The sequence below is a fragment of the Aedoeadaptatus coli genome (genome assembly GCF_900343085.1).
In the GTDB taxonomy this organism is placed as follows: Bacteria; Bacillota; Clostridia; order Tissierellales; family Peptoniphilaceae; genus Aedoeadaptatus; species Aedoeadaptatus coli.
The window spans coordinates 58,912-85,368 of the sequence record NZ_OPYI01000012.1 but is presented as its reverse complement, the minus strand read 5'-3'; the positions used below and the strand labels follow the sequence as shown (position 1 = coordinate 85,368).

Annotated in this window: 22 protein-coding genes and 1 riboswitch; of the genes, 4 read left to right on the top strand and 18 right to left on the bottom strand. The window is 52.8% G+C overall.

Annotation, left to right across the window (positions count from 1 at the left end):
* The 10 genes from DG046_RS07570 to DG046_RS07525 all read right to left on the bottom strand — a co-directional run.
* A partial coding sequence (locus tag DG046_RS07570; RefSeq protein WP_234411482.1) for a GTP-binding protein occupies positions 1-153 on the bottom strand: 153 nt, incomplete at its 3' end.
* Positions 154-182: 29 nt separating this feature from the next.
* Positions 183-2,258, bottom strand: coding sequence for an elongation factor G (gene fusA / locus DG046_RS07565; RefSeq protein WP_108831903.1), 2,076 nt, complete (start codon positions 2,256-2,258; stop codon positions 183-185).
* Positions 2,259-2,273: 15 nt separating this feature from the next.
* Complete coding sequence (rpsG, locus tag DG046_RS07560) at positions 2,274-2,744, bottom strand: 30S ribosomal protein S7 (protein ID WP_108831902.1); 471 nt, start codon at positions 2,742-2,744, stop codon at positions 2,274-2,276.
* A gap of 96 nt (positions 2,745-2,840) precedes the next feature.
* On the bottom strand, positions 2,841-3,257 hold the full coding sequence (rpsL, locus tag DG046_RS07555; RefSeq protein WP_108831901.1) for a 30S ribosomal protein S12: 417 nt from the start codon (positions 3,255-3,257) through the stop codon (positions 2,841-2,843).
* 166 nt (positions 3,258-3,423) lie between these two features.
* Complete coding sequence (locus DG046_RS07550; protein ID WP_108831900.1) at positions 3,424-3,966, bottom strand: biotin transporter BioY; 543 nt, start codon at positions 3,964-3,966, stop codon at positions 3,424-3,426.
* Between the two features lie 98 nt (positions 3,967-4,064).
* Positions 4,065-7,604 (bottom strand): DNA-directed RNA polymerase subunit beta', encoded by a 3,540-nt coding sequence (rpoC, locus tag DG046_RS07545; RefSeq protein WP_108831899.1) that lies wholly within the window; start codon positions 7,602-7,604, stop codon positions 4,065-4,067.
* Positions 7,605-7,650: 46 nt separating this feature from the next.
* Positions 7,651-11,346 carry a DNA-directed RNA polymerase subunit beta gene (gene rpoB / locus DG046_RS07540; RefSeq protein WP_108831898.1) on the bottom strand — a complete coding sequence of 1,232 codons (3,696 nt, stop codon included), beginning with the start codon at positions 11,344-11,346 and terminating at the stop codon, positions 7,651-7,653.
* Between the two features lie 185 nt (positions 11,347-11,531).
* On the bottom strand, positions 11,532-12,884 hold the full coding sequence (locus tag DG046_RS07535; RefSeq protein ID WP_108831897.1) for a VanW family protein: 1,353 nt from the start codon (positions 12,882-12,884) through the stop codon (positions 11,532-11,534).
* Complete coding sequence (nth, locus tag DG046_RS07530) at positions 12,885-13,526, bottom strand: endonuclease III (protein WP_108831896.1); 642 nt, start codon at positions 13,524-13,526, stop codon at positions 12,885-12,887.
* A gap of 1 nt (position 13,527) precedes the next feature.
* Positions 13,528-14,436, bottom strand: a complete 909-nt coding sequence (locus DG046_RS07525; RefSeq protein WP_108831895.1) for an epoxyqueuosine reductase — start codon at positions 14,434-14,436, stop codon at positions 13,528-13,530.
* A 58-nt stretch (positions 14,437-14,494) separates the two neighbouring features.
* Between DG046_RS07525 and rodA the strand changes: the two genes are divergently transcribed.
* The 3 genes from rodA to DG046_RS07510 all read left to right on the top strand — a co-directional run bounded on the left by rodA (position 14,495) and on the right by DG046_RS07510 (position 17,433).
* Positions 14,495-15,736, top strand: a complete 1,242-nt coding sequence (gene rodA, locus DG046_RS07520) for a rod shape-determining protein RodA (protein WP_108831894.1) — start codon at positions 14,495-14,497, stop codon at positions 15,734-15,736.
* Positions 15,737-15,835: 99 nt separating this feature from the next.
* Positions 15,836-16,705: a DegV family protein gene (locus tag DG046_RS07515; protein WP_108831893.1), complete on the top strand. Its 870-nt coding sequence runs from the start codon at positions 15,836-15,838 to the stop codon at positions 16,703-16,705.
* A gap of 71 nt (positions 16,706-16,776) precedes the next feature.
* Positions 16,777-17,433 carry a 50S ribosomal protein L25 gene (locus DG046_RS07510; RefSeq protein WP_108831892.1) on the top strand — a complete coding sequence of 219 codons (657 nt, stop codon included), beginning with the start codon at positions 16,777-16,779 and terminating at the stop codon, positions 17,431-17,433.
* A gap of 127 nt (positions 17,434-17,560) precedes the next feature.
* Here the strand turns inward: DG046_RS07510 and DG046_RS07505 are convergent, their stop codons facing one another.
* From DG046_RS07505 to DG046_RS07490, 4 genes are all read right to left on the bottom strand, one after another.
* Positions 17,561-18,928 carry a Na+/H+ antiporter NhaC family protein gene (locus DG046_RS07505; RefSeq protein ID WP_108831891.1) on the bottom strand — a complete coding sequence of 456 codons (1,368 nt, stop codon included), beginning with the start codon at positions 18,926-18,928 and terminating at the stop codon, positions 17,561-17,563.
* A gap of 168 nt (positions 18,929-19,096) precedes the next feature.
* Positions 19,097-19,705 (bottom strand): ECF transporter S component, encoded by a 609-nt coding sequence (locus DG046_RS07500; RefSeq protein WP_108831890.1) that lies wholly within the window; start codon positions 19,703-19,705, stop codon positions 19,097-19,099.
* A 59-nt stretch (positions 19,706-19,764) separates the two neighbouring features.
* Positions 19,765-19,879, bottom strand: a riboswitch (FMN riboswitch).
* Positions 19,880-19,991: 112 nt separating this feature from the next.
* Entirely contained in the window at positions 19,992-20,675 is a 684-nt protein-coding gene (locus DG046_RS07495; RefSeq protein WP_108831889.1) for a phosphoribosylaminoimidazolesuccinocarboxamide synthase, read from the bottom strand.
* Between the two features lie 140 nt (positions 20,676-20,815).
* The gene (locus DG046_RS07490; protein ID WP_108831888.1) at positions 20,816-22,198 is read right to left on the bottom strand and encodes a L,D-transpeptidase family protein; all 1,383 of its coding nucleotides are present in this window, start codon (positions 22,196-22,198) and stop codon (positions 20,816-20,818) included.
* 140 nt (positions 22,199-22,338) lie between these two features.
* Between DG046_RS07490 and DG046_RS07485 the strand changes: the two genes are divergently transcribed.
* On the top strand, positions 22,339-23,103 hold the full coding sequence (locus tag DG046_RS07485; RefSeq protein WP_159082100.1) for an IclR family transcriptional regulator: 765 nt from the start codon (positions 22,339-22,341) through the stop codon (positions 23,101-23,103).
* A gap of 40 nt (positions 23,104-23,143) precedes the next feature.
* On the opposite strand, the gene DG046_RS07480 is transcribed toward DG046_RS07485, so the two are convergent.
* The 4 genes from DG046_RS07480 to DG046_RS07465 all read right to left on the bottom strand — a co-directional run bounded on the left by DG046_RS07480 (position 23,144) and on the right by DG046_RS07465 (position 26,455).
* Complete coding sequence (locus DG046_RS07480) at positions 23,144-23,878, bottom strand: cyclase family protein (protein WP_108831886.1); 735 nt, start codon at positions 23,876-23,878, stop codon at positions 23,144-23,146.
* A 108-nt stretch (positions 23,879-23,986) separates the two neighbouring features.
* Positions 23,987-25,411 (bottom strand): NCS2 family permease, encoded by a 1,425-nt coding sequence (locus tag DG046_RS07475; RefSeq protein ID WP_108831885.1) that lies wholly within the window; start codon positions 25,409-25,411, stop codon positions 23,987-23,989.
* Between the two features lie 44 nt (positions 25,412-25,455).
* Positions 25,456-25,788 carry a branched-chain amino acid transporter permease gene (locus tag DG046_RS07470; protein WP_108831884.1) on the bottom strand — a complete coding sequence of 111 codons (333 nt, stop codon included), beginning with the start codon at positions 25,786-25,788 and terminating at the stop codon, positions 25,456-25,458.
* Positions 25,778-26,455, bottom strand: coding sequence for an AzlC family ABC transporter permease (locus tag DG046_RS07465; RefSeq protein WP_108831883.1), 678 nt, complete (start codon positions 26,453-26,455; stop codon positions 25,778-25,780). The genes DG046_RS07470 and DG046_RS07465 overlap by 11 nt, the downstream gene beginning before the upstream one ends.
* Positions 26,456-26,457: the final 2 nt, after the last annotated feature.

The following is a 26,457-nucleotide window of genomic DNA, read 5'->3' as shown; positions in this document are numbered from 1 at the left end:
GATGTTTGCGTAGTCGACGAATTCGCCGGAGCCGAAGCGTTTGTTTAATACGAGGGTGATTGCCGCCGTAAGGGTGGTCTTGCCGTGGTCGACGTGGCCGATGGTGCCGACGTTGACGTGGGGTTTGGTTCTTTCAAATTTTCCTTTTGCCATTGTATATCCTCCTTTAATTTGGATTTGACTTATTTATTTTTGCCGTTGAGTACTTCTTCGGACACGTTCTTGGGAACTTGTTCGTAGTGGTCGAATAACATGGAGTAGTTGGCACGACCTTGGGTGTTGGAACGCAAGCTGGTTGCGTAGCCGAACATTTCAGCCAAGGGGACGTAGCAGGTGACGATTTGTGCGCCGGCTACCAATTCCATTCCTTCCATGCGACCGCGGCGGGAGTTGATGTCGCCGATAACATCGCCCATGTACTCTTCGGGGGTGACGATTTCGACTTTCATGACCGGTTCGAGGAGCACGGGATTGGCCTTGGATAAGGCATCGCGCAGTGCCATGGAGCCGGCGATCTTAAATGCCATTTCCGAAGAGTCGACATCGTGGAAGGAGCCGTCGTAGAGGCTGACTTTGACGTCGAGAACTTCATAGCCGCCGAGAACACCGTTTTGCATGGCTTCTTCGATCCCTTGTTGGGTGGGTCCGATAAATTCCTTGGGAATGGCACCGCCCACGATATTGTTTTCGAATTCGAAGCCTTTGCCGGGTTCCAAGGGTTCAACCTTGATTTTGGCGTGGCCGTATTGACCGCGACCACCGGATTGACGAACGAATTTGCCTTCGCCGTCGGCGGAACCGAGGATGCCTTCGCGGTAGGATACTTTCGGGTTACCGATGTTTGCTTCGACTTTAAATTCACGGAGCAGACGGTCGACGATAATATCCAAGTGCAATTCGCCCATACCGGAGATGATGGTTTGTCCGGTTTCTTCATCGGTGTAGGTTCTGAAGGTGGGGTCTTCCTCGGCAAGTTTTTGCAAGCCGATGGACATTTTGTCTTGAGACGCCTTGGTCTTCGGTTCGATGGCGACGGAGATAACGGGTTCGGGGAATTCCATGTTTTCCAAAATGATTTGATCATTTTCGTCACAGAGGGTGTCCCCGGTGGATGTATCTTTTAAACCGACGGCGGCGGCAATTTCACCGGCGTAGATTTCTTCGACTTCTTCACGCTTGTTGGCGTGCATCAAAAGGATACGACCGACGCGTTCTCTCTTGCCCTTGCTGGAGTTGTAGACGTAGCTTCCGGCCTTTAAGGTACCGGAGTAAACACGGAAGTAGGAAAGTTTCCCTACGTAGGGGTCGGTAACGATTTTAAATGCCAATGCGGAGAAGGGTTCTTCGTCGCTTGCGTGGCGATCTTCTTCTTCTTCCGTATCGGGATCCGTACCGACGATAGCGGGAATGTCTACCGGCGAGGGCAGGTAGTCGATGATGGCATCAAGCAGGAGTTGTACCCCTTTGTTTTTGTAAGAGGAACCGCAGGTGACGGGCGTCATGGCGACGTCCAGGGTTCCCTTACGGATGGCGCGTTTAATGGCTTCTACGGTGACTTCTTCACCTTCCAGATAAGCCATCATTAAGTCTTCGTCGAATTCGGAGACTTTTTCGATCAGGTTTTCGCGCCATTCTTCGGCTTGTGCCTTGTATTCTTCCGGCACTTCCGTGATTTCGATTTCGGTGCCCATGTCGTCTTTGTAGATTTCAGCTTCCATGGTGACCAAGTCGATCATGCCGATGAAGTCTTCTTCGGCGCCCATGGGGATTTGAATCGGGACGGGGTTACCGTGGAGCTTGTCTTCGATGGTTTTTACCGAGCGGAAGAAGTCGGCACCGGTAACGTCCATTTTGTTAATGTGCGCGATTCTGGGAACGTGGTAGCGGTCAGCTTGGCGCCAAACCGTTTCCGATTGCGGTTCGACCCCGCTCTTCGCATCGAAGAGGGAAACGGCACCGTCGAGGACGCGAAGGGAACGTTCAACTTCTACGGTGAAGTCGACGTGGCCCGGTGTGTCGATGATGTTCAGGCGATAGCCTTTCCAGTGCGCGGTGGTAGCAGCCGAGGTGATCGTGATCCCACGTTCTTGCTCTTGCTCCATCCAGTCCATTTGGGCGCCACCGTCGTGGGTTTCCCCGATCTTGTGGATCCGACCGGTGTAATACAGAATCCGTTCGGTCGTCGTCGTTTTACCGGCGTCGATGTGCGCCATAATTCCGATATTGCGTACTTTATTAAGCGGCACTTCTCTAGCCACGTAATTTCCCCTTTCTTACCATCTGAAATGAGCAAAAGCTTTGTTCGCTTCTGCCGCACGATGCATTTCGTCCTTACGCTTCACTGCGCCGCCCAGGTCGTTGGATGCATCCAAGATTTCTTTGGATAAGCGTTCGACCATGGTTTTTTCGCCGCGCTCTCTGGCGTAACGAACGATCCAGCGAAGGCCCAAGGTTTGACGTCTTTCGGGACGCACTTCCAAGGGGACTTGATAGTTGGCACCGCCGATACGGCGTGCTTTGACTTCCAAAACCGGCATGGCGTTGTTTAACGCTTTGTAGAATACTTCTAAGGGATCCTCACCGGTTGCTTCTTTTACGGCATCCAATGCGCCGTAGACGATTCGTTGGGCCGTGCCCCGTTTGCCGTCTAACATAACGTTGTTGATTAATTTTGTAATGACAACGTCGCCGTATACGGGATCGGGCATGACCTCTCTTTTAGGAATATGTCCTTTTCTTGGCATTCTCTTCCCTCCTTAACTATTTGGTTGAGAAAAATCAACGGTACTCGACAAATGTCGTGTGCCAAGAGCATCTATTGAAAAGATTGTGCTCTTTGATTAGTTACTTTTCGGTTTCTTTGCACCATATTTGGAACGCGCTTGTCTTCTTCCGTCGACGCCTGCCGTATCCAAGGTTCCCCGAACGACGTGGTAACGCACACCGGGAAGGTCCTTAACACGACCGCCGCGAACTAAGACGACACTGTGTTCTTGCAAGTTATGGCCAATTCCGGGAATGTATGCCATGACTTCGTAGCCGTTGGAAAGACGAACACGGGCAACTTTACGGAGCGCGGAGTTCGGTTTCTTCGGCGTTACAGTACGAACCGCGACGCAAACGCCTCTTTTTTGAGGGGAGTTAACGACGGTTTGTTCTTTTTGTAAGGAATCGTAGTTGAATCCCAAAGCCGGCGATTTCGACTTCGTTTCGGATCTCTTTCTACCCTTCTTTACAAGTTGGTTAATTGTAGGCACTTAGTGCACCTCCTTTAATTATTGTGTAGTTCTTACAGCACAAATCGATTTTCAATCATGAAAAACTACCCGTAGAGCGGGTAGTTCCTGATGCGTTCGATTTACACTTCGCTAGTGTACCATCTTTTCGTTCAATTTTCAAGCATTTTGCGGGATTTATCCCCCTTTATGCCCGGATTTCTTTTAAAAAACCCGGCTGCGTCGCATAAAGGCGTTCAGCCACCCAGGCAACGGGCACGGCCTTCACTAAATCCACGGGGACGAAGGCGATCATAGTCTTAAAGGCGGCGGCGAAATTTTCGCTGTTTGCGTACAAGCTGATCAGGCCCGAGAAGTTAATCAAGAGGGCGCCGAAGACGACGAATATAGCGAGAAATGTGAAGTAGCCGCGGCTTTTTGCCTTTTCAAGGGCAAGGCCCACGAAAAAGGGCGAGAGCAGGTAGCCGATAAAGTAGGAGCCGGTAATGCCGAAAAAGACGGCCGCGCCGCTCCGTCCGCCGGGCAAGACCGGCAGGCCGATGGCGATGCATAGCAGAAAGATGAAGACGGTGAGGGTGCCGTTTTTCTTTCCGAGGACGGCGCCGGCCAGGGCGCAAACCATGTTTTGAAGGACGATGGGCACGCCGAGGGGGGTGGGGATCGTCAATAGGCCGCTTAAAATAATCATGGCGAGATACATGGCCATGGTGGTCAGTTGTTTTGTTTTCATGAATGAACCTCCGTTTACAATGCTATTGTAAATTATGGCTCTTTACGCGCTTTTTGTCAATAGAAAAACTCCGCCGAAGCGGAGTTTCATTTCACATCTCAGGCCTTCATGCCTTCCAGAATATCTAATTCTTCTTTTCGCTTGTCTTCCTCTTCCCAGTAGACCGTGCCGTTTTGGCGGACGCCGGTCCCCGCGGGAATCAGTTGGCCGATGATGATGTTTTCTTTTAAGCCTTTCAGGTAATCTTGCTTGCCTTCGATGGCTGCATCGGTTAAGACGCGGGTGGTTTCCTGGAAGGATGCGGCGGAAAGGAAGGAATCCGTGGCCAGGGAAGCTTTGGTGATCCCGAGCAAAGTGGGGATGGCCGTGGCTTCTTGGAGGCCTTCCGCTTTCGCCTTTTCGTTGGCGTGTTCGAATTCTTTCTTGCTTACCATGCTGCCGGGCAAAAGGCTCGTGCCGCCGGCTTCGTCGACGCGCACTTTGGACATCATTTGCTTAACGATGACTTCGATGTGCTTGTCGTCGATGTCTACCCCTTGGAGGCGGTAGACCCGTTGTACTTCTTTAACGATGTATTCTTGTACGCCCATAATGCCCTTGACGCGAAGAAGGTCTTGGGGATAGACGGACCCTTGAGTGAGTTCGTCGCCTATCTCGACGCGGTCGCCGGGTTTTACCTTGACGCGGGCGCCGTAGACCACGGTGTAGGCTTCCGATGCGCCGTCGTCTGCGGTAATGACGATTTCGCGTTTTTTCGCCGTTTCCCGAATGTCCACGGTGCCGCTGATTTCGGCGATAATGGCGAGACCTTTGGGCTTACGCACTTCGAAGAGTTCTTCGACACGGGGCAAACCTTGGGTAATGTCCGCTGCCGCTGCGACGCCGCCGGTGTGGAAGGTACGCATGGTCAGCTGGGTGCCGGGCTCGCCGATGGATTGGGCGGCGATGACGCCGACGGCTTCCCCGATACCGACCGGGCGACCCGTTGCCATGTTTTCGCCGTAGCACTTGGCGCAGACGCCGTCTTCGGAGTGGCAACCCAAGACGGAGCGGATCTTCACTTCTTCGATGCCTGCGGCCACAATGGCGTCGGCCTCTTTGGATCCGATCATTTCCCCGCCTTTGGCCAAAAGATCGCCGGTTTCGGGATGGTGTATGTCTTCGTAGGCCGTGCGACCTTCGATCCGATCGTGAAGTTCTTCGATCATTTCGCGGCCGTCTTTAAAGGACTTGGCCACGATGTAGCTGTCCGTGCCGCAATCTTCTTCGGTGACGGTCACTTGTTGCGATACGTCGACCAAGCGGCGGGTCAGGTAGCCGGAGTCGGCGGTACGAAGGGCCGTATCCGCCAGGCCTTTCCGCGAACCGTGGGTGGACATAAAGAATTCCAAGACGTCCAGCCCTTCACGGAAGTTCGAGGTAATGGGGACTTCGATGGTGCGCCCCGAAGGCGACGCCATGAGCCCGCGCATGCCGGCCAATTGACGAATTTGGTTCTTGGAACCACGGGCTCCGGAATCGGCAAAGATGAAGATATTGTTCATTTCGCCGAAGCCTTCCATAACTTTGTCCGTTAAGTGATCCGTGGCTTCGTTCCAAATGTCGATAACGTGTTCGTAGCGTTCTTCGTCGCTGATCAGCCCTTTTCTGTAGGCTTTTTCGTATTTTTCCACGTCTAAATCCGCTTGATGGAGGATTTCCGGTTTTTCCACGGGAATTTCGACGTCGCCCATGGAAATGGACATGGCGCCCACCGTGGAGTAATGGTAGCCCAGGCTCTTCACTTCGTCGAGGAAGGCCGCCGTTTCCAGATTGTCGTGGAGCTTGTAGCAGCGATCGATGATTTTTCCTAAGAGCTTTTTGTCGATGACGCGGTCGATTTCCAAGCCGTAAGGATCTTTTTCACGATCCACAAAACCTAAGTCTTGGGGAATGGCACGGTTGATCAAGAAGCGACCGACGGTGCTTTCCACGATCTTGCCCCGCTTGTCGTCTTCGTCTTTGAAGCGGCGGACCTTTACGTGGGAATGGAGGTGCACCCAGCCGCAGGCGTAGGCGTGCATCATTTCCTTTTCGTCGATAAAGCTCATGCCGTCGCCTTTGACGTGGCCTTTTCTGTCTAAGGTCAGGTAGTACATACCGAGGACCATGTCTTGAGACGGCGTGGTAATGGGCTTGCCGTCTTTTAATGCCAAAATATTGTTTGTGGAGAGCATCAAGAGGCGGGCTTCCGCTTGGGCTTCCGCCGAGAGGGGCAAGTGGACCGCCATTTGGTCCCCGTCGAAGTCGGCGTTGTAGGCCGTACAAGCGAGGGGGTGAAGCTTAATGGCTTTACCTTCCACCAGGACCGGTTCGAAGGCTTGAATCCCCAAACGGTGCAGGGTAGGCGCGCGGTTTAAGAGGACCGGATGGTCTTTAATGACCTCCTCCAATACGTCCCATACTTCCGGACGCACCCTTTCCACCATGCGCTTCGCGCTCTTAATGTTATGGGCCAACTCACGCTCTACAAGTTCGCGCATAACGAAGGGCTTGAAGAGCTCCAGCGCCATGTTCTTCGGCAGACCGCATTGATAGAATTTCAGGGATGGGCCGACGACGATAACGGAACGGCCGGAGTAGTCGACACGCTTGCCCAGCAAGTTTTGACGGAAACGCCCTTGCTTCCCTTTCAGCATTTCGGAAAGGCTCTTTAAGGGGCGGTTTCCGGCGCCGGTGACGGGGCGGCCGCGACGGCCGTTGTCGATTAGGGCGTCGACGGATTCCTGAAGCATCCGCTTTTCGTTTCGCACGATGATTTCCGGCGCGCCGATATCCATAAGCTTTCTCAGGCGATTGTTCCGGTTAATGACGCGGCGATACAAATCGTTTAAGTCACTGGTGGCGAAGCGGCCGCCGTCTAATTGCACCATGGGGCGCAGTTCCGGCGGAATGACGGGGATGCAATCGAGGATCATCCACTCACATTTGTTGCCCGAGTTTCTGAAGGCTTCGATGACTTCCAGGCGGCGGGTAATGCGCACCCGCTTTTGGCCCGTGGCATCGTCCAGCTGATCTCTTAAATCCTTGGAGATCGCATCTAAATCCGTCTTGCGTAAAAGGTCGCGAATGGCTTCCGCGCCCATTTTCGCTTCGAATTTGTCGCCGTATTCCCGCTTAAATTCGCGGTATTCCGTTTCGGAGAGGAGTTGTTTTTCGTATAAATCCGGCACCCCTTCGTCCACGCGGGTGACGATGTAGGAGGCGAAGTAAAGAACTTTTTCCAGCGCACGGGGGCTAATGTCCATAACGAGGCCCATGCGGGAGGGAATGCCCTTAAAGTACCAAATGTGAGAGACCGGCGCGGCCAGCTCGATGTGGCCCATGCGCTCCCTGCGCACCTTGGACTTGGTGACTTCCACGCCGCATTTTTCGCAGACTACGCCCTTGTAGCGCAGGCGCTTGTATTTGCCGCAGGAACACTCCCAGTCTTTCGTGGGGCCGAAGATCTTTTCGCAGAACAGACCTTCTTTTTCGGGCTTCAGTGTTCTGTAGTTAATGGTTTCCGGCTTCTTGACTTCCCCGTAGGACCAAGATCTGATTTTTTCCGAGGACGCTAAGCCGATTTTGATGGAATGAAATAATTCGTTTCTGCTCAAGGAGCAAGACTCCTTTCTTTATAGTACCTTCAACTGCCGAAGAGACTTATTCCTCTTCTTCGTCTTGTGTAAAACCTGTCGGAATCGCATCGCCGGAAATTTTGCGAATGCCGGCCAAGGCATTCACGGTGGGTTTTCCTTCGATGAGCTCCCCTGCATCTTCTCCGTCAATTTTTCCGTCCATGGAATCCAAGTGGTTGAGATCGTCGTCATCGGTACTTAGATCCACTTCGTTTTCGTTTTCGTCCAGTACTTGTATTTCAAGAGCCAGTGCTTCCAACTCTTTAATGAGAACTTTGAAAGATTCGGGAATCCCCGGTTGAGGAATGTTTTCGCCCTTGACAATGGCTTCGTAGGTCTTGACCCGGCCGACGATGTCGTCGGATTTTACCGTAAGCATTTCCTGCAAGGTGTGGCTTGCCCCGTAAGCCTCCAGGGCCCACACTTCCATTTCCCCGAAACGTTGGCCGCCGAATTGTGCTCGGCCGCCCAAGGGTTGTTGCGTAACCAGGGAGTAGGGTCCCGTGGAGCGGGAGTGAATCTTTTCATCGACCAAGTGGTGAAGCTTGAGCATGTACATGTAGCCCACGGTGACCGGGTGGTCGAAATCTTCCCCGGTGCGGCCGTCTCTTAATTGCACCTTGCCGTCGGCGGAGTAGCCGGCTTTTTCCAAGGTGTCGAAAATATCCTGCTCGTTGGCGCCGTCGAATACGGGCGTGGCCACGTGCCAGCCCAGTTTCTTGGCGGCGAGGCCCAAGTGGACCTCCAGTACTTGGCCCAAGTTCATCCGCGAGGGAACGCCCAGGGGATTCAATACGATTTGAATGGGCCGTCCGTCGGGCATGTAGGGCATATCTTCCTTGGGTAGGACGCGGGAGATAACCCCCTTGTTTCCGTGGCGACCGCACATCTTGTCGCCGACTTGAATCTTCCGCTTCGTGGCGATAAAGACGCGGACCATTTCGTTGACGCCCGGTTGCAGCTCGTCGCCGTCGGCGCGGCTGAACACCTTCACGTCCACGACGATGCCCGCTTCCCCGTGGGGCAGGCGCAGGGAGGTGTCACGGACTTCCCGTGCCTTTTCGCCGAAGATGGCGCGAAGCAGCCGTTCTTCCGCGGAAAGTTCCGTTTCGCCCTTGGGCGTTACCTTGCCGACGAGAATGTCGCCGGGGTTCACTTCCGCACCGACGCGGATAATGCCCCGCTCGTCCAGATCCTTGAGCATGTCGTCGCTCACATTGGAAATGTCGCGGGTAATCTCTTCCGGCCCTAATTTCGTGTCTCGGGCTTCGGCTTCGTATTCTTCAATGTGAAGGGAGGTTAAGACATCGTCGATGACCAGCTCTTCGTTAATGAGCATGGCGTCTTCGTAGTTGTAGCCTTCCCAGTTCATAAAGGCGATAAGGATATTTTTGCCCAGGGCCATTTCCCCTAAGTCCGTGGAGGGGCCGTCGGCGATGACTTCGCCGCGTTTTACTTTTTGGCCTTCCACGACAATGGGCCGTTGATTGATCGTGGTCCCTTGGTTGGCCTTCTCAAATTTGTGGAGGCGGAAGGTAATGTCTTCCTTGCCGCCTTCCGGCGAAAGGACGATTTGATTGCTCGATACCTTTTTAATGGTGCCGTCTTCCGTGGCGATGACGCAGACGCCGGAGTCGCGGGCGGCTTTGTATTCGATCCCCGTGGCGACGATGGGCGCTTCCGTCTTTAACAGCGGCACGGCTTGCCGCTGCATGTTCGAGCCCATGAGGGCGCGGTTGGCGTCGTCGTTTTCAAGGAAGGGAATCATGCTGGTCCCGACGGCGACGATTTGTTGCGGGGACACGTCCATGTAGCTGATGTCTTCGCTCTTGTAAACGTCGACGAGGCCGTCGATGCCTCGGGCGATAACCCGATCGTTGATGAAGTGGCCGTTTTCGTCCACTTTTTCGTCGGCTTGGGCGATGATGTTTTCATCTTCCACATCGGCGGTGATGTATTCGATCTCGTCGGTGACCAGGCCCTCTCCTTTGACGACCTTTCTGTAAGGCGCTTCAATAAAGCCGTATTCGTTAATACGGGCAAATGTGGTGAGGGAGGTGATCAAGCCGATGTTCGGACCTTCCGGCGTCTCGATGGGGCACATTCTTCCGTAGTGGGAGTTGTGCACGTCGCGGACTTCCATGCCGGCGCGATCTCTGGACAGACCGCCGGGCCCCAAGGCGGAGAGACGACGCTTGTGGGTCAGCTCCGAAAGGGGGTTGTTTTGGTCCATAAATTGCGACAATTGGGAGGAACCGAAGAATTCCTTAATGGCCGCCGTCACCGGGCGAATATTGATTAAGGATTGAGGCGTAGCCGCATCGGGATCCTGCACGGCCATGCGTTCGCGAATCACCCGTTCCATGCGGGTCAGGCCGATTCTGAATTGGTTTTGCAAAAGCTCGCCTACGGAGCGGATCCGTCGATTGCCCAGGTGGTCGATGTCGTCGGTTTTGCCGATGCCGTAGAACAGGTTGAATTCGTAGTTGACCGCCGCCAAAATGTCGTCCACCAAGATGTGTTTCGGCGACAGCTCTTTATAATGTAATTTAATGCGCGTCAGGAGCTCTTCCCCTTCGTATTCTTCGAAGAGTTCCCTGAGGCGGGGCAGATAGATTTTTTCCTTAAAGCCCAGGGCTTCAAAGTCGATGTCCGTATCCAGGGCCGCGGGATCCACGAAATTATTCCCCAAAAGGACGATCTTCATCTTTTCGTCCAGGGCGTTGGGATCGTCGACGAGGATTTCCACGCGGTTGATCCCGGCATTTTCAATGGCGATTGCCGTCTCGCGGCTCACGCGCTCCCCTGCGGTACCCATGACTTCGCCGGTTTCGCCGTCGATGACATCTTCCGCCAAGATTTGGTTTTGCAGACGCTCTCTGAGGGCCAGCTTCTTGTTGAACTTGTAGCGACCCACCTTCGCCATGTCGTAGCGACGGGCGTCGAAAAACATGTTTTCAAACAGAGACTGAGCACTTTCCACAGTGGGCGGCTCGCCGGGACGCAGCTTTTTGTAAATTTCCAAAAGAGCTTCCTGCTTGTTGCTGGTTTGATCTTTTTCAAAGACCTTTAAGAGCTCTTCCGTTTCGCCCATAAGGTTTGTGATTTCCAAATTGCTTTCCACGCCGATAGCTCTCAGCAAGATCGTAATGGGAATCTTGCGGGTGCGGTCGATGCGCACATTGACCACGCCTTGGGCGTCGGTTTCAAATTCCAGCCAGGCGCCGCGATTGGGAATCAAGGTGGAGGAGAATAATTGCTTGCCCGTCTTGTCGAACTCGACTTTGTAGTAGGCGCCGGGAGAACGAACCAATTGGCTGACTACGACACGTTCCGCCCCGTTAATGACGAAGGTGCCGGTGGAGCTCATTAGGGGCAAATCGCCCATAAAGACTTCCTGTTCCTTGACTTCCCCGGTTTCCGTATTTATCAGACGAACCTTTACTTTTAAAGGTGCCGAATAATTGGTGTCCTTTTCCTTTGCTTCCTCGAAATCGTACTTTTTCTCATCGGATACGTAGTAATCGACGAATTCCAGTATTAAATTTCCCGCAAAGTCTTCAATCGGCGAAATATCCCGAAACACTTCCCTGAGACCTTCGTCGATGAGCCACTTAAACGATTCCGTTTGGACCCCCAAAAGATTCGGTATCTCCAACACATCGTCGATTCTGGAATAACTCATTCTCTCCCGTTTGCCATATTGAACAGGATGTACCATTAAATTCCTCACCCCTTACAGTTCCTTCGAAAAACAAAAAATGTATGTGTAAGAGTCTCTTCAACATGAATCGTCAATAACTTACATATACATCATCTTTCGTAGCTGCGACCGTCTTTTCCATATAGTTTTAGATTATTATGCAATTTATTATATTAACACGAGGCGTTTTAAATAGCAAGAGTTTATTTCCCTTTTCCCACCAAAACTTTTCCGTCCACGGGGACGTAGCGGCTTTTTGCCACGGGGATGCGCCTCAATTCCCTTCCCTGTACCGAATAGACGGCGTAGGTGATGTAAATGGATCCGTCTACTTGTTGTCTCAGGATTTTGATTTCTCCCGGGGCCAGGTCCGTGGAATAAGCGACTTCCTTGGATGCCGGCAGATCCCGCACCTTCTCAGGCACCAGGTCGATGGTGTAGGGCTTTTCCTCCGCGGGCCCGTAGATTGTGCAGGTAAGCGTACCTTCCTTCGCCGTGGTTTCAATGTAGACGGGTTTCGTAAAGGGATTGGCGAAGATAAAATCTTTGTAGCCGTCGCTTACGGCGCAGTCCAGCCCCTCTTTGGCGTAGGGCACGGCCTTGGAGTGGTTAAACTTCGTCATGACATTGAGTCCCGATCGGGCCACGGCATTGTACATGGTAGTGGAGACCTGGCAGACGCCGCCGCCGATGCCTTCCGTTTCTACGCCGTTTGACACGGTCTTGCCCTTTACAAAACCGTGGGCTTCGGTGATGCCGCCGATGGTGGAGAGAAACGAGAGCTTTTCCCCCGGCGCCAAGACGATGCGGCGAAAGTACCGGGCGCCGTTTTCCACATTGGTGGTGCGATTTTCATCCGCCGGATCGTAGGTGGTGACGGCTTCGGCTAATTTCCCGTCGATTCCCGCCAATTCCTGTGCTTCAATGGCGGGCTCCACGATTCTCGTATGAATCTCCACAGGGCTTTGAATACCGCGGGACAAATCCGCCCGCGCCTTGGCCGTGTCCGGCACTTCTCCCTTGTTTCCCGGCAGGATCACGGCCTTTTCGCCCTCCATAGCCACGGTGGCGGGCTTCGCCGTTTCGTACAGAACGCCGTTTAAATCCCGAAGCCTGCGGTTTAATGTGGCTTCGTCCACCGCGAGGGGCGTCTGCACCGCTTCCTTTTTGAAAACCTGGCCCATGCGGCCGAAAAACCGGCGGCCTCGACTTTCCGCCAGGGCGTCCATGGCCACTTGTTCCTCGTCCACGGACAGGCCCAGCTGCTGCGGCGTGAGAGTGGTGGATTTCTTCTTGTGGGTCAAGACCACCTCGGCGGTTTGAAACTCTTTTTCGTACTTATTCAGCTTTTTTCCCGCTCCCTTCACCGTTAAAAAGCCCAGAGACTTTCCACAGTAGTTCGTACCGGGGCTGATGATGCCGAAGGTGGGCAAAAAGCCGAGAATGATAAAAAAGATCAGGACGACGGCGCCGGCCACGGTGGCCGTGCGTCTTCGCTTCATGCGCTTTAAGTGGTGCCGTTTCTGTCGGCGAAAATGCAAATATTTTTGTTCCATTTATTCGGACGCTCCTTGATAATACCGGCAAAGATCGTTTAAGTCGCATTCCTCGCACAGGGGGCGTTGAGCCTTACAGATACGGCGGCCTAAAAAGATCAAGAGATGGTGGCCCTTCGTCCAACAGTCTTCGGGCCAAATGGCCATGAGCTGTTTCTCCGTGCCGTCCACATTTTTGCTTTCGGCGAGGCCCAGTCGATTGGACACGCGGAAGACGTGGGTGTCCACGGCGATGGCGGGAATGCCCAGCACGTTGGAGGCCACCACATTGGCGGTCTTTCGCCCCACGCCGGGAAGGGTCATTAAATCCTCGATGGTGGGGGGAATCTCGCCGCCCCAGCTATCGATAATGATGCGGGAAGCGGCCAAAATATTCTTCGCCTTGTTTCGATAGACGCCGCAGCTTTTTATGTAGCCTTCCAGCGCCTCTTGCGACAATCTCACCATTTTCTCCGGCGTGTCGTGTTCTTGAAAGAGCACTTTGGTGACTTTGTTGACCCGCACGTCCGTGCACTGGGCCGAAAGAATGGTGGCGATTAAAAGCTCGTAGGGCGTGGTGTAATCCAGTTCCGCCCGGGCATCCGGAAACATTTTTTCCAAGCGCTCGTACACTTCCATGGCTTCTTTTTTAGTTAAAGGCATTCTACTTCTTCCTCTCATTAAAATAACGGCGAATGTAGGCGGCGTTTTTCACCCACTGTTTCTTTCCCCGCCAGGATCCGCTGAGCCGGCCGTAGCGCTGTTTGAACGAACGGTTCGACTCCTCTTCCAGTCCATCGAGACAAATGTGGTGCACGGGATCCCGGCTTTCGTAAACCGCCTCGATCCCCTTGTTTCTCGGACAGACCATTTGGCACACGTCGCAGCCGTAGAGCCAATCGGCCATGACCGCCCGCTCCCCTTCCGTAAGTTCGCCCCGCTTTTGGGTGATCCAGGAGCGGCAACGGCCGGGGTGCAGGATGCCCGTAAACTCGATGGCACCTCCCGGGCAAGCATCCACACAGGCGCGGCAGTCGCCGCAATCGCTCGACATTTCACAGGCCTCTCCGCCTTCTAAATTTGTGAGCAAAAGACCGATGGCCACGTAACTTCCCAGGCGGCTGTGGATGAAGCTGCCGTTTCGTCCGATGTAGCCTTTTCCGGTCATGGCGGCAAATCCCCGCTCGTAGAGGGGTCCGGTGTCCACTTGGCGGTAATATTCCACGTCCGGGTACGCGCTCTTTAAATACTCCTCGAGACGGGCCATTTTTTCATTTAAAAGCAGGTGGTAATCCGTGTCTCTTGAAAAACTCGCCAGACGCCCGTAGCCTTCCTTCGACTCCGGCTCCACGTCTGTGAAAGGCACTTGTTCGAAGGCCACGAAAATCGACTTCGCCGAAGGCAGGCTTCCCGCGGGATCCAGCCGCGCGTTTATATCCTCGGGCTCAATGGAAAGCATCTCCCCGGCCTCTTTTCGCTTCATGAAAACAGAGGCCATGGCGTCCAATCGCTTCGCCGGCACCAGGGCCAAATCGTGAAACCCGAGTTGCTCTTTGATTCGCTCTACTTCCATCCCAAGTCCTTTCTATTGATGTATAATAATAGTATCACACTCTGACAAAGGAGATACTATGTTTCACCGAAAGCTTTTTGAAAAAGTCAAGCCTTTTTTTATACGCGTCAGTCCCGGGAAGCGGGATGTGGACCGTAGCTTAATAATCATCGTCGCGGCTATTACCATCATAGGCTTTGTAGCCCTCTCATCCGCCACCCTCTCTTACGGCAATCGCCCTTTTTTAATGAAACAGGGCGTCGCCACCCTCTTGGGCGTCGCCATTGCCGCAGGGCTCATGCTTCTGGATTACCGCATTTGGCGCACCTACTATCCCTTTCTTTACGGCCTTAGCGTCATTCTCTTGGCAGCCACCCTCCTCTTCGGCCACGGAGACACGACTTGGGGATCGAAAAGTTGGCTGGCCATCGGCCCGGTGAATTTTCAGCCGGCGGAATTTGTAAAGATTTTTCTCGTCATTTCCTTTGCCTTCTACCTGGAAAAGCACGGCGATCGAATCAACGAGCCCAAGGAACTTCTTAAGGCCTTGGCCTTCGCGGGCTTTCCCGTGGGCCTGATCATGCTCCAGCCCGACTTCGGCACGGCCATGGTCTTTTTATTTTTTATCGCCGTCATGCTGTTTTTTTGCGATTTGGATTGGAAATACATTTTCGGCGCCATGGGGGCGGGCTTTCTCTCTTTACCCATCTTATACGCCCGACTGGACGATTACCAGAAAGATCGCATTCTGAACTTTTTAAAACCCGACGCCAACACCTCCGGCAGCGGCTACCAAGCCTACGAAGGCCGTGTGGCCATCGGCGACGGCCGCCTTTTCGGCCGCGGCCTCTACCGGGGGCCCCAGACCCAGTATAATTTCATTCCCACGAAGGAAACGGACTTTATCTTTCCCGTCCTCGTGGAGGAATTGGGCTTTCTCGGCGGCGCCCTTTTGCTCGTTCTCTACGCCCTGTTGTTTTACCGCCTTCTGTCTCTCGCAAAACTCGCCAAAGACAAGGGCGGTCAACTCATGATCTTCGGTTTTTTAAGCGTTCTGTTTATTCACATATGGGAAAATATGGGAATGACCTTGGGACTCATGCCCGTCACCGGCATTCCTCTCCCCTTTATCAGCTACGGCGGCACCTTTCAAATGGTGAATTTGGCCATGATCGGCCTCTGCTTAAGCGTGCGCTACCACCGCTACGGCACCCACGGCGCGGACCATATGCCGGCATTTTTCACCGCCCTCGGCGATCGCATGGAGGAAATTCGCAATCGCCAGTGGCAAAAAGAGCGTTTGAAACGCTGGCGGTCGTAGCAGCGATACCTTCGGTGCTTTTGCTGCGTGTCAGAAAAATGGGCTTATGTTATAATAAGTCTGCTTACTTTATCACGACCGGTGAGAAAGGACTGTAACATGACGAACTATGAAATTATCACGGACGGTGCCTTAAACGTCAACCCGTCCTTTGTCGATCCTTCGGACTTCCGGATGATTCCCATGGTCGTCTCCATGGACGATGAGGATTTTCTCATCGGAGAAAACACCCCTTCGGAAGTTATTTCGGCGTTTTACCGGGACATTCGGGATTCCGTGGCCACGACCTCGCAGATCTCCCTTTCCATATACGAAGCCTACTTTCAAAAATTCCTGAACGAAGGCAGGGATGTCTTGTATTTAAGCCTGTCCGGCGGTATCTCCGCCACCTATACCCAGGCTCTTTTGGCGAAAAAAAGTCTGCTCAATCAGTACCCGGATCGGTCCGTGGTCTGCATCGACACAAAAAACTGCGGGCCCGCCGGCGCTTTTCTCGTCAAGCGCGCCGTGTCCAATCGGGCGCGGGGCCTTTCCATTCAGGAAAACGAACAAGACCTTTTGAGTTATTTGGAACGGGTGGTCTTTACCGGACTGATCACCCATTTGGATCACCTGCGGCGAAGCGGCCGCGCGTCGGGGGGAATGGCCCTTTTGGGAAGCGCCCTGAACATTAAACCCATTCTACTTATGAACGACGACGGGGACCTGATCGTCTCCGACAAGGCGCGGGGCACAAAGCAGGCGGCAAAGCGCTTGGTGCAAACCCTTCAGGGAAGCATGGACCCCGATGAAACCACGGTGCTTTTGTCCCACGGCGACGACGAAAAATTGGCCCTTACGGTCAAAGAAACCATTTTGGAAAAAACGCCCGCCACGGACGTTTACGTGGACGTGTTGACGCCGGTGGTAAGCGCCCACATCGGTCAAGGTGCCTTGGGCATGAGTTTTATACAGAAAATTGCCCACTAACTTCGTTAAAACGTGGAAATGGCGGCCCGTTTCAGGTATAATATATTGTTGAGTAAACAAAGGAGGACACAATGAACACGATTAAATTAAATTTAGTAAAACGCGAAGACTTAGGTACTTCCGGCGCTAAAAAGACCCGCGCCGAAGGTATGGTCCCCGGCATCTTCTATGCCAAGGATTCCGAACCCGTTGCCGTTGCGGCAAAGGCCAATGAATTGCAAAAAGTCGTCGACGAAGCCGGTACGTCCGCTTTGGTCGATGTCAATGTAAACGGGGAAGATCACAAGATTCTCTTTAAGGAAATCCAACAACACCCCTTCAAGAACCAATTGCTCCACTTCGACGCTTATGGCGTAAACTTGAAAGAAAAAATCAAGCTGTCCATTCCCGTCGTCTTGGAAGGTCGCGACGACATTCGCGTCCAACCGTCCGTCTTGTTGCAACTTCTAGAAGAAGTCGAAGTCGAATGCTTGCCGACCAGCCTTCCCTCCGAAGGTGTTGTCAATGTCGCTGACATGCAAATCGGCGATACCTTAACCGTCGCCGACTTAGACGTGGCATCCATTGCCGACATCGAAGTCTTAACCGACTTGGACGAAGCGGTCTGCGCATTGCAAGAACCCCGCGAAGAATCCGTTGAAGACGAAGAAGAAGCAAGCGCCGATGCAGCTGACGTACCCACCGTCGGTGAAACCGAAGCGAGCGAAGAAGAAGCTGAAGAAGAATAATCGGACCGCCCCTGCGGTTTGCGAAAGAATAAGATCGGGTCGCCGGTCTTATTTTTTTGCGCGCTTTTCCTTTTGCGGGCACGGAAAAAGCGCCGACGGTTTCGTCGACGCCTCTGTTAAATCGCGATTATTGAACTTGCGGCATATCCTTTTCGAAATCCCATTTGTCTTTGGGATCGGCGAAGCGGATGAAAATCGAAGCCAGGGCAAAGAGAGCCAGCAGGCCTTGGTACCAGAGGAAGGGAATGATTTCCACGGGAGAGACGGCTGCCGCGCCCAGTTCCTTGGTGAGGCCGGCGGCGATTAAAATTTGTGCGCCGTAGGGAATCACCCCTTGCATGACGCAGGAAAAGGCGTCGAGCAGAGACGCCGAGCGCCTGGGGTCCACCTTAAAGTCTTTGGAGATTTCCTTTGCCACGGGGCCGTCGATAATAATGGCCACCGTATTGTTGGCCGTGGCGGCGTCCGTTACAAGGGTCAAGAGGGCGATGGAAACTTCCGCCGACTTCACGTCCTTGGCAAAGCTGCGGATCTTTTGGACCAACCATTCGATGCCGCCGTTTTGCGAAACCATGTAGGACAGGCCGCCGGTTAACATGGACAGGAGGAAGATCTCGAACATGCCGCTAAAGCCGTCGAATATGTTTTGAGCGAAGGTCATCATGGTGAGCCCGCCGGTGGCGATGCCGATCACACCTGAAAGCACGATGCCGCTGGCGAGAACCAAAAAGACATTCATGCCGGCCAGTGCCGAAATCAGCACGAACAAGTAGGGGATGATCAAGACAAAGCTGTAGCTTAAGTCGTCGAGCACCACTTTGCCCGTAGGCTTGCCTACAAAGAGAAAGATCACGAAGGTGATAATCGCCGCGGGAAGGGCGATTTTAATATTCGCCCGGAACTTGTCTTTCATTTCCACATTTTGCGTCCTGGTGGCGGCGATGGTGGTATCGGAAATGACGGAGAGGTTGTCGCCGAACATGGCGCCGCCCACCAAAGCGCCGAGAACCAGGGCCAGGGACAGATTTCCCTTTTGGGCTACGCCCACGGCAATGGGGCCTACCGCCGAAATGGTGCCCACGGATGTACCGGTAGAGAGAGAAATAAAGCAGCTGATGAGAAAAATCCCGGCGGTAATGTATTGAACGGGGATCATGGACAGGGCGAAGTTGACCACGGAATCCACGCCGCCGGATGTTTTCGACACGGTGGCAAAGGCGCCGGCCAATATGTAAATCAAACACATGATGATGATGTTTTCGTCGCCGCAGCCCCGAACAAAGGAATTGAATTTGTCGTCGATCGTGCCTTCAAACATAATAAAAGCGAGCACGATGGCCGGTAAGATGCACACCGGTGCCGCCACTTGGTAAAAGGCCATTTCCACGCCTCTTGCATTTAAGATCATGCCCGTGGCAAGGTAAACCAATACAAAAAGAATAAAGGGCAAAAGCGCCGCCCCGTTGGCTTTTACTTTTAATTTGCCGTCTTCCATGACTTCCTCCTTACGAATGATAAAAAATAGTGCGGAATACTCCCCTATTTTTCGAAGAGCAATCGTTTTTCCTTTAAATTATTATAGTGTTTGCGCCCGCGTTTGTAAAGAAAGCTTGACTACCCTTCAGGGCATGAAAAAACCCGCTTCGAAAAGCGGGTTTTTCGATCAGTCGTGCAGGAAATGGGAGACGCGCTTGTACAAGGCCAAGGTCGCCGCCGAGACGATGAGCCCCTTCACCAAATTAAATGGCACGATGCAGTAGACCATAAGGTCCCACAGGGATTTCACCCGAGGCGTTACGGCCCGGCCCATGTTGATGATGGCTTCCATGGGCATGATCTTGCCGTAGAGGGGAAAGACCACGAAGTAATTGCTCAAGGTGGCCACGAGGGTCATGCCGATGACGCCCATCAACAAACCGACGACGGCGCCGCGATAGGTTCTGCGCTCGCTGTAAAATTTCGCCGAGAGGCCGACGAAGAGGGCGCCGACGATAAAGTTCGACAACTCGCCGACCCCGCCGGTGGTGGTGCCCCGAACGAAAAAGGTGAGGATGCACTTCACCAGCTCGATGGTAATCCCCGCCACGGGACCCATGGCGAAACCGCCGATTAAGGCCGGCATATCGGACAGGTCGATTTTTATAAAAGGCGGCGCAATAAAGGCCAAGGGAAATTCGACGTACATAAGTAAAAATGCGATGACGGATAAGAGGGACAGACGCGTCAGATTTCGCGTGGAATAGCGCGCCTTTGTCCGCTGAATTTGATTCATGGTACCTCCTTGTCGGGCACAAAAAAAGCCCGCGTCCTCGGGCATAAAAACATGAAAAAAAAGATCTTCTTTCATCCGGACTTTTACCGTCGGTATTGGAATTGCACCAATTCAGTCTTTCGACACGTGGACTTTACCACCGATGAGGAATTCCACCTCGCCCTGAAGATTTGTTAATCTTTGATTTGCCCTTATTATACCACGTTTATAGATAAATGAAAACCTTTTTCATAAAATGCGGGCAACAAAAAAAGCCCCGCAGGGCTCTTTTGCGCAACAATGCTTTTTACTTGCCGACGATCATTTCGGAAAGACGCAAGGGTTCGATGTATTCGTCCCCTTTATAGACGCGCATGTTGCCGCCGGAGACTTCGTCGATTAACACGACTTCGTCGCTGCCTTCCAAGCGGCCAAATTCCAATTTAATGTCGTACATTTCAAGGCCCCGCGCCTTTAAGTCGTCGTAGATCACTTGAGAAATGGAGCGGGTGAGTTCCTTGATGCGGTCGTATTCCCCTTCTTTTAAAATGCCCAAAAGAACCAGGGCGTCTTCGTTGATCAGGGGATCTTGGCGTTCGTCGTCTTTTAAGGTAAATTCCACGTAACGATTTAAATCGTCGCCGTCCTTGGCGTATTTGCCGTAGCGGCGGATGAAGCTGCCCGTGGCTTTAAAGCGGCAGATCACTTCCAGGCCCTTGCCGAATACTTTGGCGGGCTTGATTTCCATGAGACGATTGTCTACGTCGGCGGAAATGTAGTGCGTAGGGATTATATCTGCTTCGAATTTTTCAAAAAAGTATTTGCTCATGGCGATGCATGCGCGGCCGGAACCTTCGATGGAAAGGCCTACTTGGTTTTCACCGGGATCGAAGACGCCGTCTTTGCCCGTGACGTCATCTTTAAAGTAGAAATAGGTCTTGCCGTCTTCTTGTCGAATGTCCTTCGTCTTTCCTTCGTAAATGGTTTTCAAAATACCCTCCTGTCATACAAGCAAATCGTACAACTTATTTTACAACAAATGGCCGCGGGAAAACAGGGTTCGGGCAAAATTTTCCTCTATTTTCACCGTAATTTTTCAATGGATGAATAAAGCGCCCCGCGGCGCTTTCATCAGATGGCGTGTTTATTGGAATTATAGATGACGACGGGCATGCCCATAAAGGCATTTTCATAGAATTTCGGCGCTTTCGACGGAGGTGTGTTGACGCAGCCGTGGCTGCCGCCGCCTAAATAAATTCTGCCGCCGTAGCTTCCCCGCCAGTTGGAGTCGTGAATGCCGCAGCCCGTCCAGTTAAAGGGCATCCAGTATTTCACAAAGCTCTTCCAGGTTTCCCCGGTGAGGTAGCGGTTGCGCTCTTTCGCCCAGATTTCCTGGGTGCCGGTGGGCGTGCCGTTTCCGGCGTAGGGATTGCCGGTGACGATGGGCGCGTCCACGACGAGATTGCCTTCTTTGTAGAGCCACATGTGTTGGCGGGCGATGTCGATTTCGATGTAGCTGTTGCCCAAGTCGTTGACGTTTCGGCTCACGGCTTTTCGCTTGTACACCGGCTCCATGCTTTGAACTTTTTTATCCTTCATGGCCGTCATGAGCTGCTCGCGGGTCTTGGGCGGGTCGATTTGCCAACCGTAAATGCCCCCTTCGACGCGCATCATGGCGCCGCCTGTGGCTTGAAAATCTCGCGTGCCTCTAAAAGTGTCGTACTTTTCGCCAAGACCTGCCACGTATTTTTTGACTTTTTCTTCGTCCGGTTCCAGGCTGCCGTCGTCGGCGGATTTGTAAAGATTAATTAAATTTTCCCCGGCCAACACTTCTTCCCGATCGGAGAAGGTGTAGGTGAGCTTGTATTCCTCGATGGCGTTTAAGCTGGCCACGTGGTTTTTCATGTGGTCCAAATCTTCCGCAGGCACAGGCTTCAAATAGAGATCCGCTTTCTTCGCGTCCAGTTTTTTATCCTGTTTGTGCAGAGATTTTAACACGGCCTCTTTGAGCTTCGGTCCGTCAAGGCGCGTGCCTTCCTTGGCTTCGGTAATGACATAGCCCTTGCCCTCTTCGTAGGCGATCATTTCCGGTATCGGGTCCGTAATGTCTGCATCCGCCACCATGTGCATGCTTGCCAATGCCTTTTCAAGCTTTTCGTCGTCGTAGATGATGGCGGTATTTACTTTGTAATCCTTCTTTGTAAAGGCATAGACCGGCCAGGCCCAGGGGCTGTATTCCTTCATTTGAAAATCGGGCATGGTTTCTTTGTAGTCGATGGCCGATGCCTTAATCGTGTCGGTTTTCTCGTCTTTTCCCACAACGGTTAAGGCGTAATCCTTCCAGGACGCTTCGAAATTTCCTCTTAAGTCGGCTCGCGGCTGAAGGGAAATATCTGCGCCGTTTACCGAGGTATTCGGCATATAGACTTGCGTAAAGGCCAAAGCCCCGATCACGTAGATGAGGGCCAACACGCCGAGGACAATGGCCGCTATTTTTCCGGTTCTGTTGCTCAAGATCCTTCTCCTTTTCTATTTAGTCGCTCTAATAGTGTATCATAAAATTTTCACTGTTCAAGATGATTTTTCCCTTTCTCTTCGCGTTAATGTGGTGTAATCTTATTATAGGAAACGATATAGACAATGAGGAGAATGTTATGGACAAGACGCCCCGAACCATTCAGTCCCTTGCACGGGCATTTGCCATTTTGGATTGCTTCGATGCCGTGCATCCGAAACTGAGTTTGTCGGAAATTTCTAAATTAGTAAAATTAAATGTGAACACCACCCGCGGTTTGGTCAATACCCTGGTTCACTTTCAATACTTAAGCCGCGACGAAGCGGAAAATGACTACCACTTGGGCCTGGCTTTTATTCCCAAGGCCAATCTCGTGGAAGACCAATACTTATTTCACGTAAAAAATAAGATTCAGCCCATGCTCCGCGTGTGGGCCAATGCATTTGAACTGAGCGCCCGCTTAAATATGGTGGAAGACGGCCAGCTTCTCACCGTGTTTACGGAAGTGCCGGACAACACCCGCTACTTGATTATGACCCGCTCGCGCACGCCCTTTCCCCTCCACGCCACGGCATCGGGCAAGGCCTATTTGGCCAGTTTGCCGGAGACGGTGGTGGACAAGTACATTAAGGACACGCGCCTGGTGGCCTACACGGACAAGACCATTACGAAAGATTCCGTCTTAAAAGATGAGATGCAGGCCACGAGGAACAGGGGCTACGCCCTGGAAATCGGCGAAATCAACGACGGCATCGGCTCCATCGCCATTCCCATTTTCGACAAGCGAAGGGAATGCATCGGCACCATCTCTCTTTCCGGCGCCAACGAAGAAATTCTGGAGAATGAACCCCAAGCCTTCGCCACGGTGCGGGATTTTCTCGACGAATTAAATCCCCTATGGTAGAGAAAACGCTATTGCCTTTAATCGGGCAATAGCTTTATTTTTATGCGTCGAAGACGGCGGTGACTTCGGCGGGAAAGGCCACGGCACCTTTGATGTGAAGGACATTGATCATGATGATGCCCCCTGTGGCGGGCACGCGATCCAAATTGGCCATAACTTCCACCTGGAATTTGTTTTCGTTGAGCCAAAAGCGTTGGGCCACCAAATCGCCCGCTTCGGCGGCTTCAGGGCCGGCGTCGGTGTTCAATGTTTCGTGGCCGATCGCGGCGATCTTCCGCGTGCGGCTCAAGTACTCGAGAGCCGCCACAGACCAGCCCGGCGTCACTTCCACGCCGTCGTGGGTGTTGGTGAAGTCTTCTTGGGAATAAATCCGCTTGTACCAGCCCGAGGAGAAGGCCACGAAGGCCCCTTTCGGAATTTCGCCGTATTCTGCTTCGAAGGCCAAAATATCGTCCACGGTGACGGCGTAGCCGGGATCTTCCTTGACCTTGTCTTCCAAGTGGAGGACGTAGAGAGGCAGGTAGCGCTCCTTCGGCGAAATATCCGATAAAATCTTTCCCCCGGCCATAAAATGGGCCGGCGCGTCCACGTGGGTACCGTGGGAGGTGCCCAAGGTGTATTCCCGATTGTCCGAGCCCGTTTCCTCCAAGGTGGTAAGCACCCGCTCGCCCAAGGGATTAAATGCCTGGTAAATGGCCATGTCTTTCGTCACTTCGTGGGTTAAACTCACCCAGGTCTTTTCTTTTAATGCATGGAGTAAATCCTGTGTCTTCATAAGCTCCCCTTTCGTCGTTTCTGTTCTGTCGTAGTTGTATTATACCCTACGCCCTCATTTTCTGCATTTTTCCGCGGTACAAAAAAAGAGGCCGAAGCCTCTTTTCTCCTACATGGCCAGGTAGGCCATAAGGGCGTAATTGATGATAAATAAAATCGAGGAGCCCACGATAATCGGGTGCAGCTCTTTGGCTTTTCCCTTTAAGATCATGACGACGCAGTAGAAAATAAAGCCTGCGGCGATGCCGTTGCTGATGGAGTAGCTCAGGCCCATGAAAATCGAGGCGAAGAAGGCCGGTACGGCGCATTCCAAATCCGTCCACTCGATTTCCGCAAAGCTTGCGCACATCATAATCCCGACGATGATCAGTACGGGAGCCGTGGCCTGTGCCGGAACCATGCCCGCCACCGGCGCGATGACGATGGCCAACAAGAACATGGCCGCCGTGACGACGGAGGTGAGGCCGGTGCGACCGCCGGCACCGATGCCCGCGGCACTTTCCACGAAGGTGGTGGTGTTGCTGGTGCCGATAAAGGCGCCGATGACCGTGCCGATGGAGTCGGCGAAAAGGGCCTTGTCCAGTTTCGATTTAAAGCCGGAGCTGGATTGCATGTTACGAATGTCTTCTTCGCTGAAAATCCCGGAGCGACGGCCGGTGCCGATAAAGGTGCCCAAGGTGTCGAAGGTGTCACTCAGCGAAAAGGCGAAGATGGTCATGAGGACCAGGGGAATCCGCGCCGGATCGGAAAAGAGGCCGAGGAGTCCTTCTTTACCCAGAGCCACGCCGAAGACCGTGGAAAGGTCTTGGAAGGAGCTGGCCACGGAGGGGCTTTCCGAAAGTTTCGACAGATCCACGACGCCCATGGGGATGCCGATGACGGTCGTGGCCAAAATGCTGATTAAGATGGCGCCCTTCACATTTTTAATCACCAAGACCACGGTGATCAAAAGGCCGATTAAGGCGAGGAGCACGCCGGCATTGTTGAAATTCACCAAGGCGGGCACGGCGGCGGAAGAGCCGATAATGGTGCCCCCGTCCAGGGCCTGATAAGTGCCGGGATCCAAGGTAAAGTTCAAAAGGCCGCAGTTTTTAATGCCGATGTAGCCGATAAATACGCCGATGCCGCCGCTGATGGCGTGTTGCAACGATTCGGGGATGGACGTAATAATCATCTTCCGAACCTTCGTGACGGTAATCAACACATTGATCACGCCGCACAAGAAGACCATGCCCAGGGCTTCTTTCCACGTAAAGCCCAAGCCGAAGACGACGGTGTAAGTAAAGAAGGCATTAAGTCCCATGCCCGGTGCCAAGGCGTAGGGCACATTGGCGAAAAGCCCCATGACCAAGGTGGAGACCACCGAGGCGATAATCGTCGCCAAGAAGACGGCGCCCCAGGGAATGCCCGTTTGGGAAAGAATCGCCGGATTGACGAAAATAATGTAGCTCATGGCAAAGAACGTGGTCATGCCGGCTAAAATTTCCGTGGAAAAATCCGTGTTATTTTCCCGTAATTTAAAGAATGATTCCATAAACTTCCTCCTTAAAAATAGTTCGGAAACAGTATATCACGAAATTATCCGACGAACACTTGCTGAATTAAAAACATGTAAACCGCCGTGCCCAGGACAATGGAAAGAATGGATTTGCGCTTCCACAGATAACTTCCCGCCGTCACGAGACTCGCCACGGTCAGGGGAACGAAGCCTGCCGGGGAATCGAAGCGCATGGATCTGAGGCAGTAGATAATTAAAAGCCCCATCATGGAGTAGGGCAAGAGCACGCCCAGATCCTTTACGATTTTCGGAATGGTGTCTCGATTGGAAAAGAAAAACAAGGGGAACATGCGAATGAAAAAGGTAATGGCCACGGCGATGGCGATGGCGATATAGACTTCTTTAGTTGACATGTTTCCTCCTATAATACAGATTTCCGATTAAAATGCAGGCCATGGCGGGCAAGAGAAAGGCGTCGCGGCCGAAAAGAAGGACGGCGAGAAGGGACGCGCCCAGGCCCAAAAGTGCCGGGAAGTGGTGATCCGTTCCCTTCCACTGCTCGATAAAGGCGGTGATGAAAATGGCGGTCATCATAAAGTCGATGCCTTCCACACTGAAAGGAAGCACGGTGCCTAAAAGAGCGCCTAGTAGGGTGCCCGTCATCCAATACAGGCAATTTAAAAGCCCGATGCGAAACATATCCTCGGCTGAAGCCATGCCCCCGTCTTCCCCCGCCGTAATGTAGAGGGAGAAGGTTTCGTCGCTGCAGAAATGGGTGGTGAGTATTTTCTTCCACATGGGCTGCCCGCTTAGGGGATTTAAGAGAGAAATCGTGTAGAACAAATACCTTAAATTAATGGAAAAGGCCAAAATCACCAGCTCGAGCACGGCGAGGTGCTGGGCGAACAAACTGACCATGGCAAATTGCATGGCGCCGGCGTAAATGCCGAAACTCATCAGGAGGCTCACCAAAGTGGAACGACCCACGGAGCGAATCAATACACCGAAGCCCATGCCCAGTAGCAAATAACTGATCAATAGAGGAATGGTCTTGGGAAAAACCCGTTTAAATTCTTTCATAC

Excerpts from the sequence above, each read along its gene's own strand:
- DG046_RS07465 (WP_108831883.1), bottom strand. The coding sequence starts at position 26,455 with ATGAAAGAATTTAAACGGGTTTTTCCCAAGACCATTCCTCTATTGATC.
- nth (WP_108831896.1), bottom strand. The coding sequence starts at position 13,526 with ATGCCTTTAACTAAAAAAGAAGCCATGGAAGTGTACGAGCGCTTGGAA.
- DG046_RS07480 (WP_108831886.1), bottom strand. The coding sequence starts at position 23,878 with ATGAAGACACAGGATTTACTCCATGCATTAAAAGAAAAGACCTGGGTG.
- rodA (WP_108831894.1), top strand. The coding sequence starts at position 14,495 with ATGTTTCACCGAAAGCTTTTTGAAAAAGTCAAGCCTTTTTTTATACGC.
- DG046_RS07550 (WP_108831900.1), bottom strand. The coding sequence starts at position 3,966 with ATGAAAACAAAACAACTGACCACCATGGCCATGTATCTCGCCATGATT.
- rpsG (WP_108831902.1), bottom strand. The coding sequence starts at position 2,744 with ATGCCAAGAAAAGGACATATTCCTAAAAGAGAGGTCATGCCCGATCCC.
- DG046_RS07505 (WP_108831891.1), bottom strand. The coding sequence starts at position 18,928 with ATGGAAGACGGCAAATTAAAAGTAAAAGCCAACGGGGCGGCGCTTTTG.
- DG046_RS07510 (WP_108831892.1), top strand. The coding sequence starts at position 16,777 with ATGAACACGATTAAATTAAATTTAGTAAAACGCGAAGACTTAGGTACT.
- DG046_RS07475 (WP_108831885.1), bottom strand. The coding sequence starts at position 25,411 with ATGGAATCATTCTTTAAATTACGGGAAAATAACACGGATTTTTCCACG.
- rpoB (WP_108831898.1), bottom strand. The coding sequence starts at position 11,346 with ATGGTACATCCTGTTCAATATGGCAAACGGGAGAGAATGAGTTATTCC.
- DG046_RS07485 (WP_159082100.1), top strand. The coding sequence starts at position 22,339 with ATGGACAAGACGCCCCGAACCATTCAGTCCCTTGCACGGGCATTTGCC.
- DG046_RS07535 (WP_108831897.1), bottom strand. The coding sequence starts at position 12,884 with ATGGAACAAAAATATTTGCATTTTCGCCGACAGAAACGGCACCACTTA.
- DG046_RS07470 (WP_108831884.1), bottom strand. The coding sequence starts at position 25,788 with ATGTCAACTAAAGAAGTCTATATCGCCATCGCCATCGCCGTGGCCATT.
- DG046_RS07525 (WP_108831895.1), bottom strand. The coding sequence starts at position 14,436 with ATGGAAGTAGAGCGAATCAAAGAGCAACTCGGGTTTCACGATTTGGCC.
- DG046_RS07515 (WP_108831893.1), top strand. The coding sequence starts at position 15,836 with ATGACGAACTATGAAATTATCACGGACGGTGCCTTAAACGTCAACCCG.
- DG046_RS07500 (WP_108831890.1), bottom strand. The coding sequence starts at position 19,705 with ATGAATCAAATTCAGCGGACAAAGGCGCGCTATTCCACGCGAAATCTG.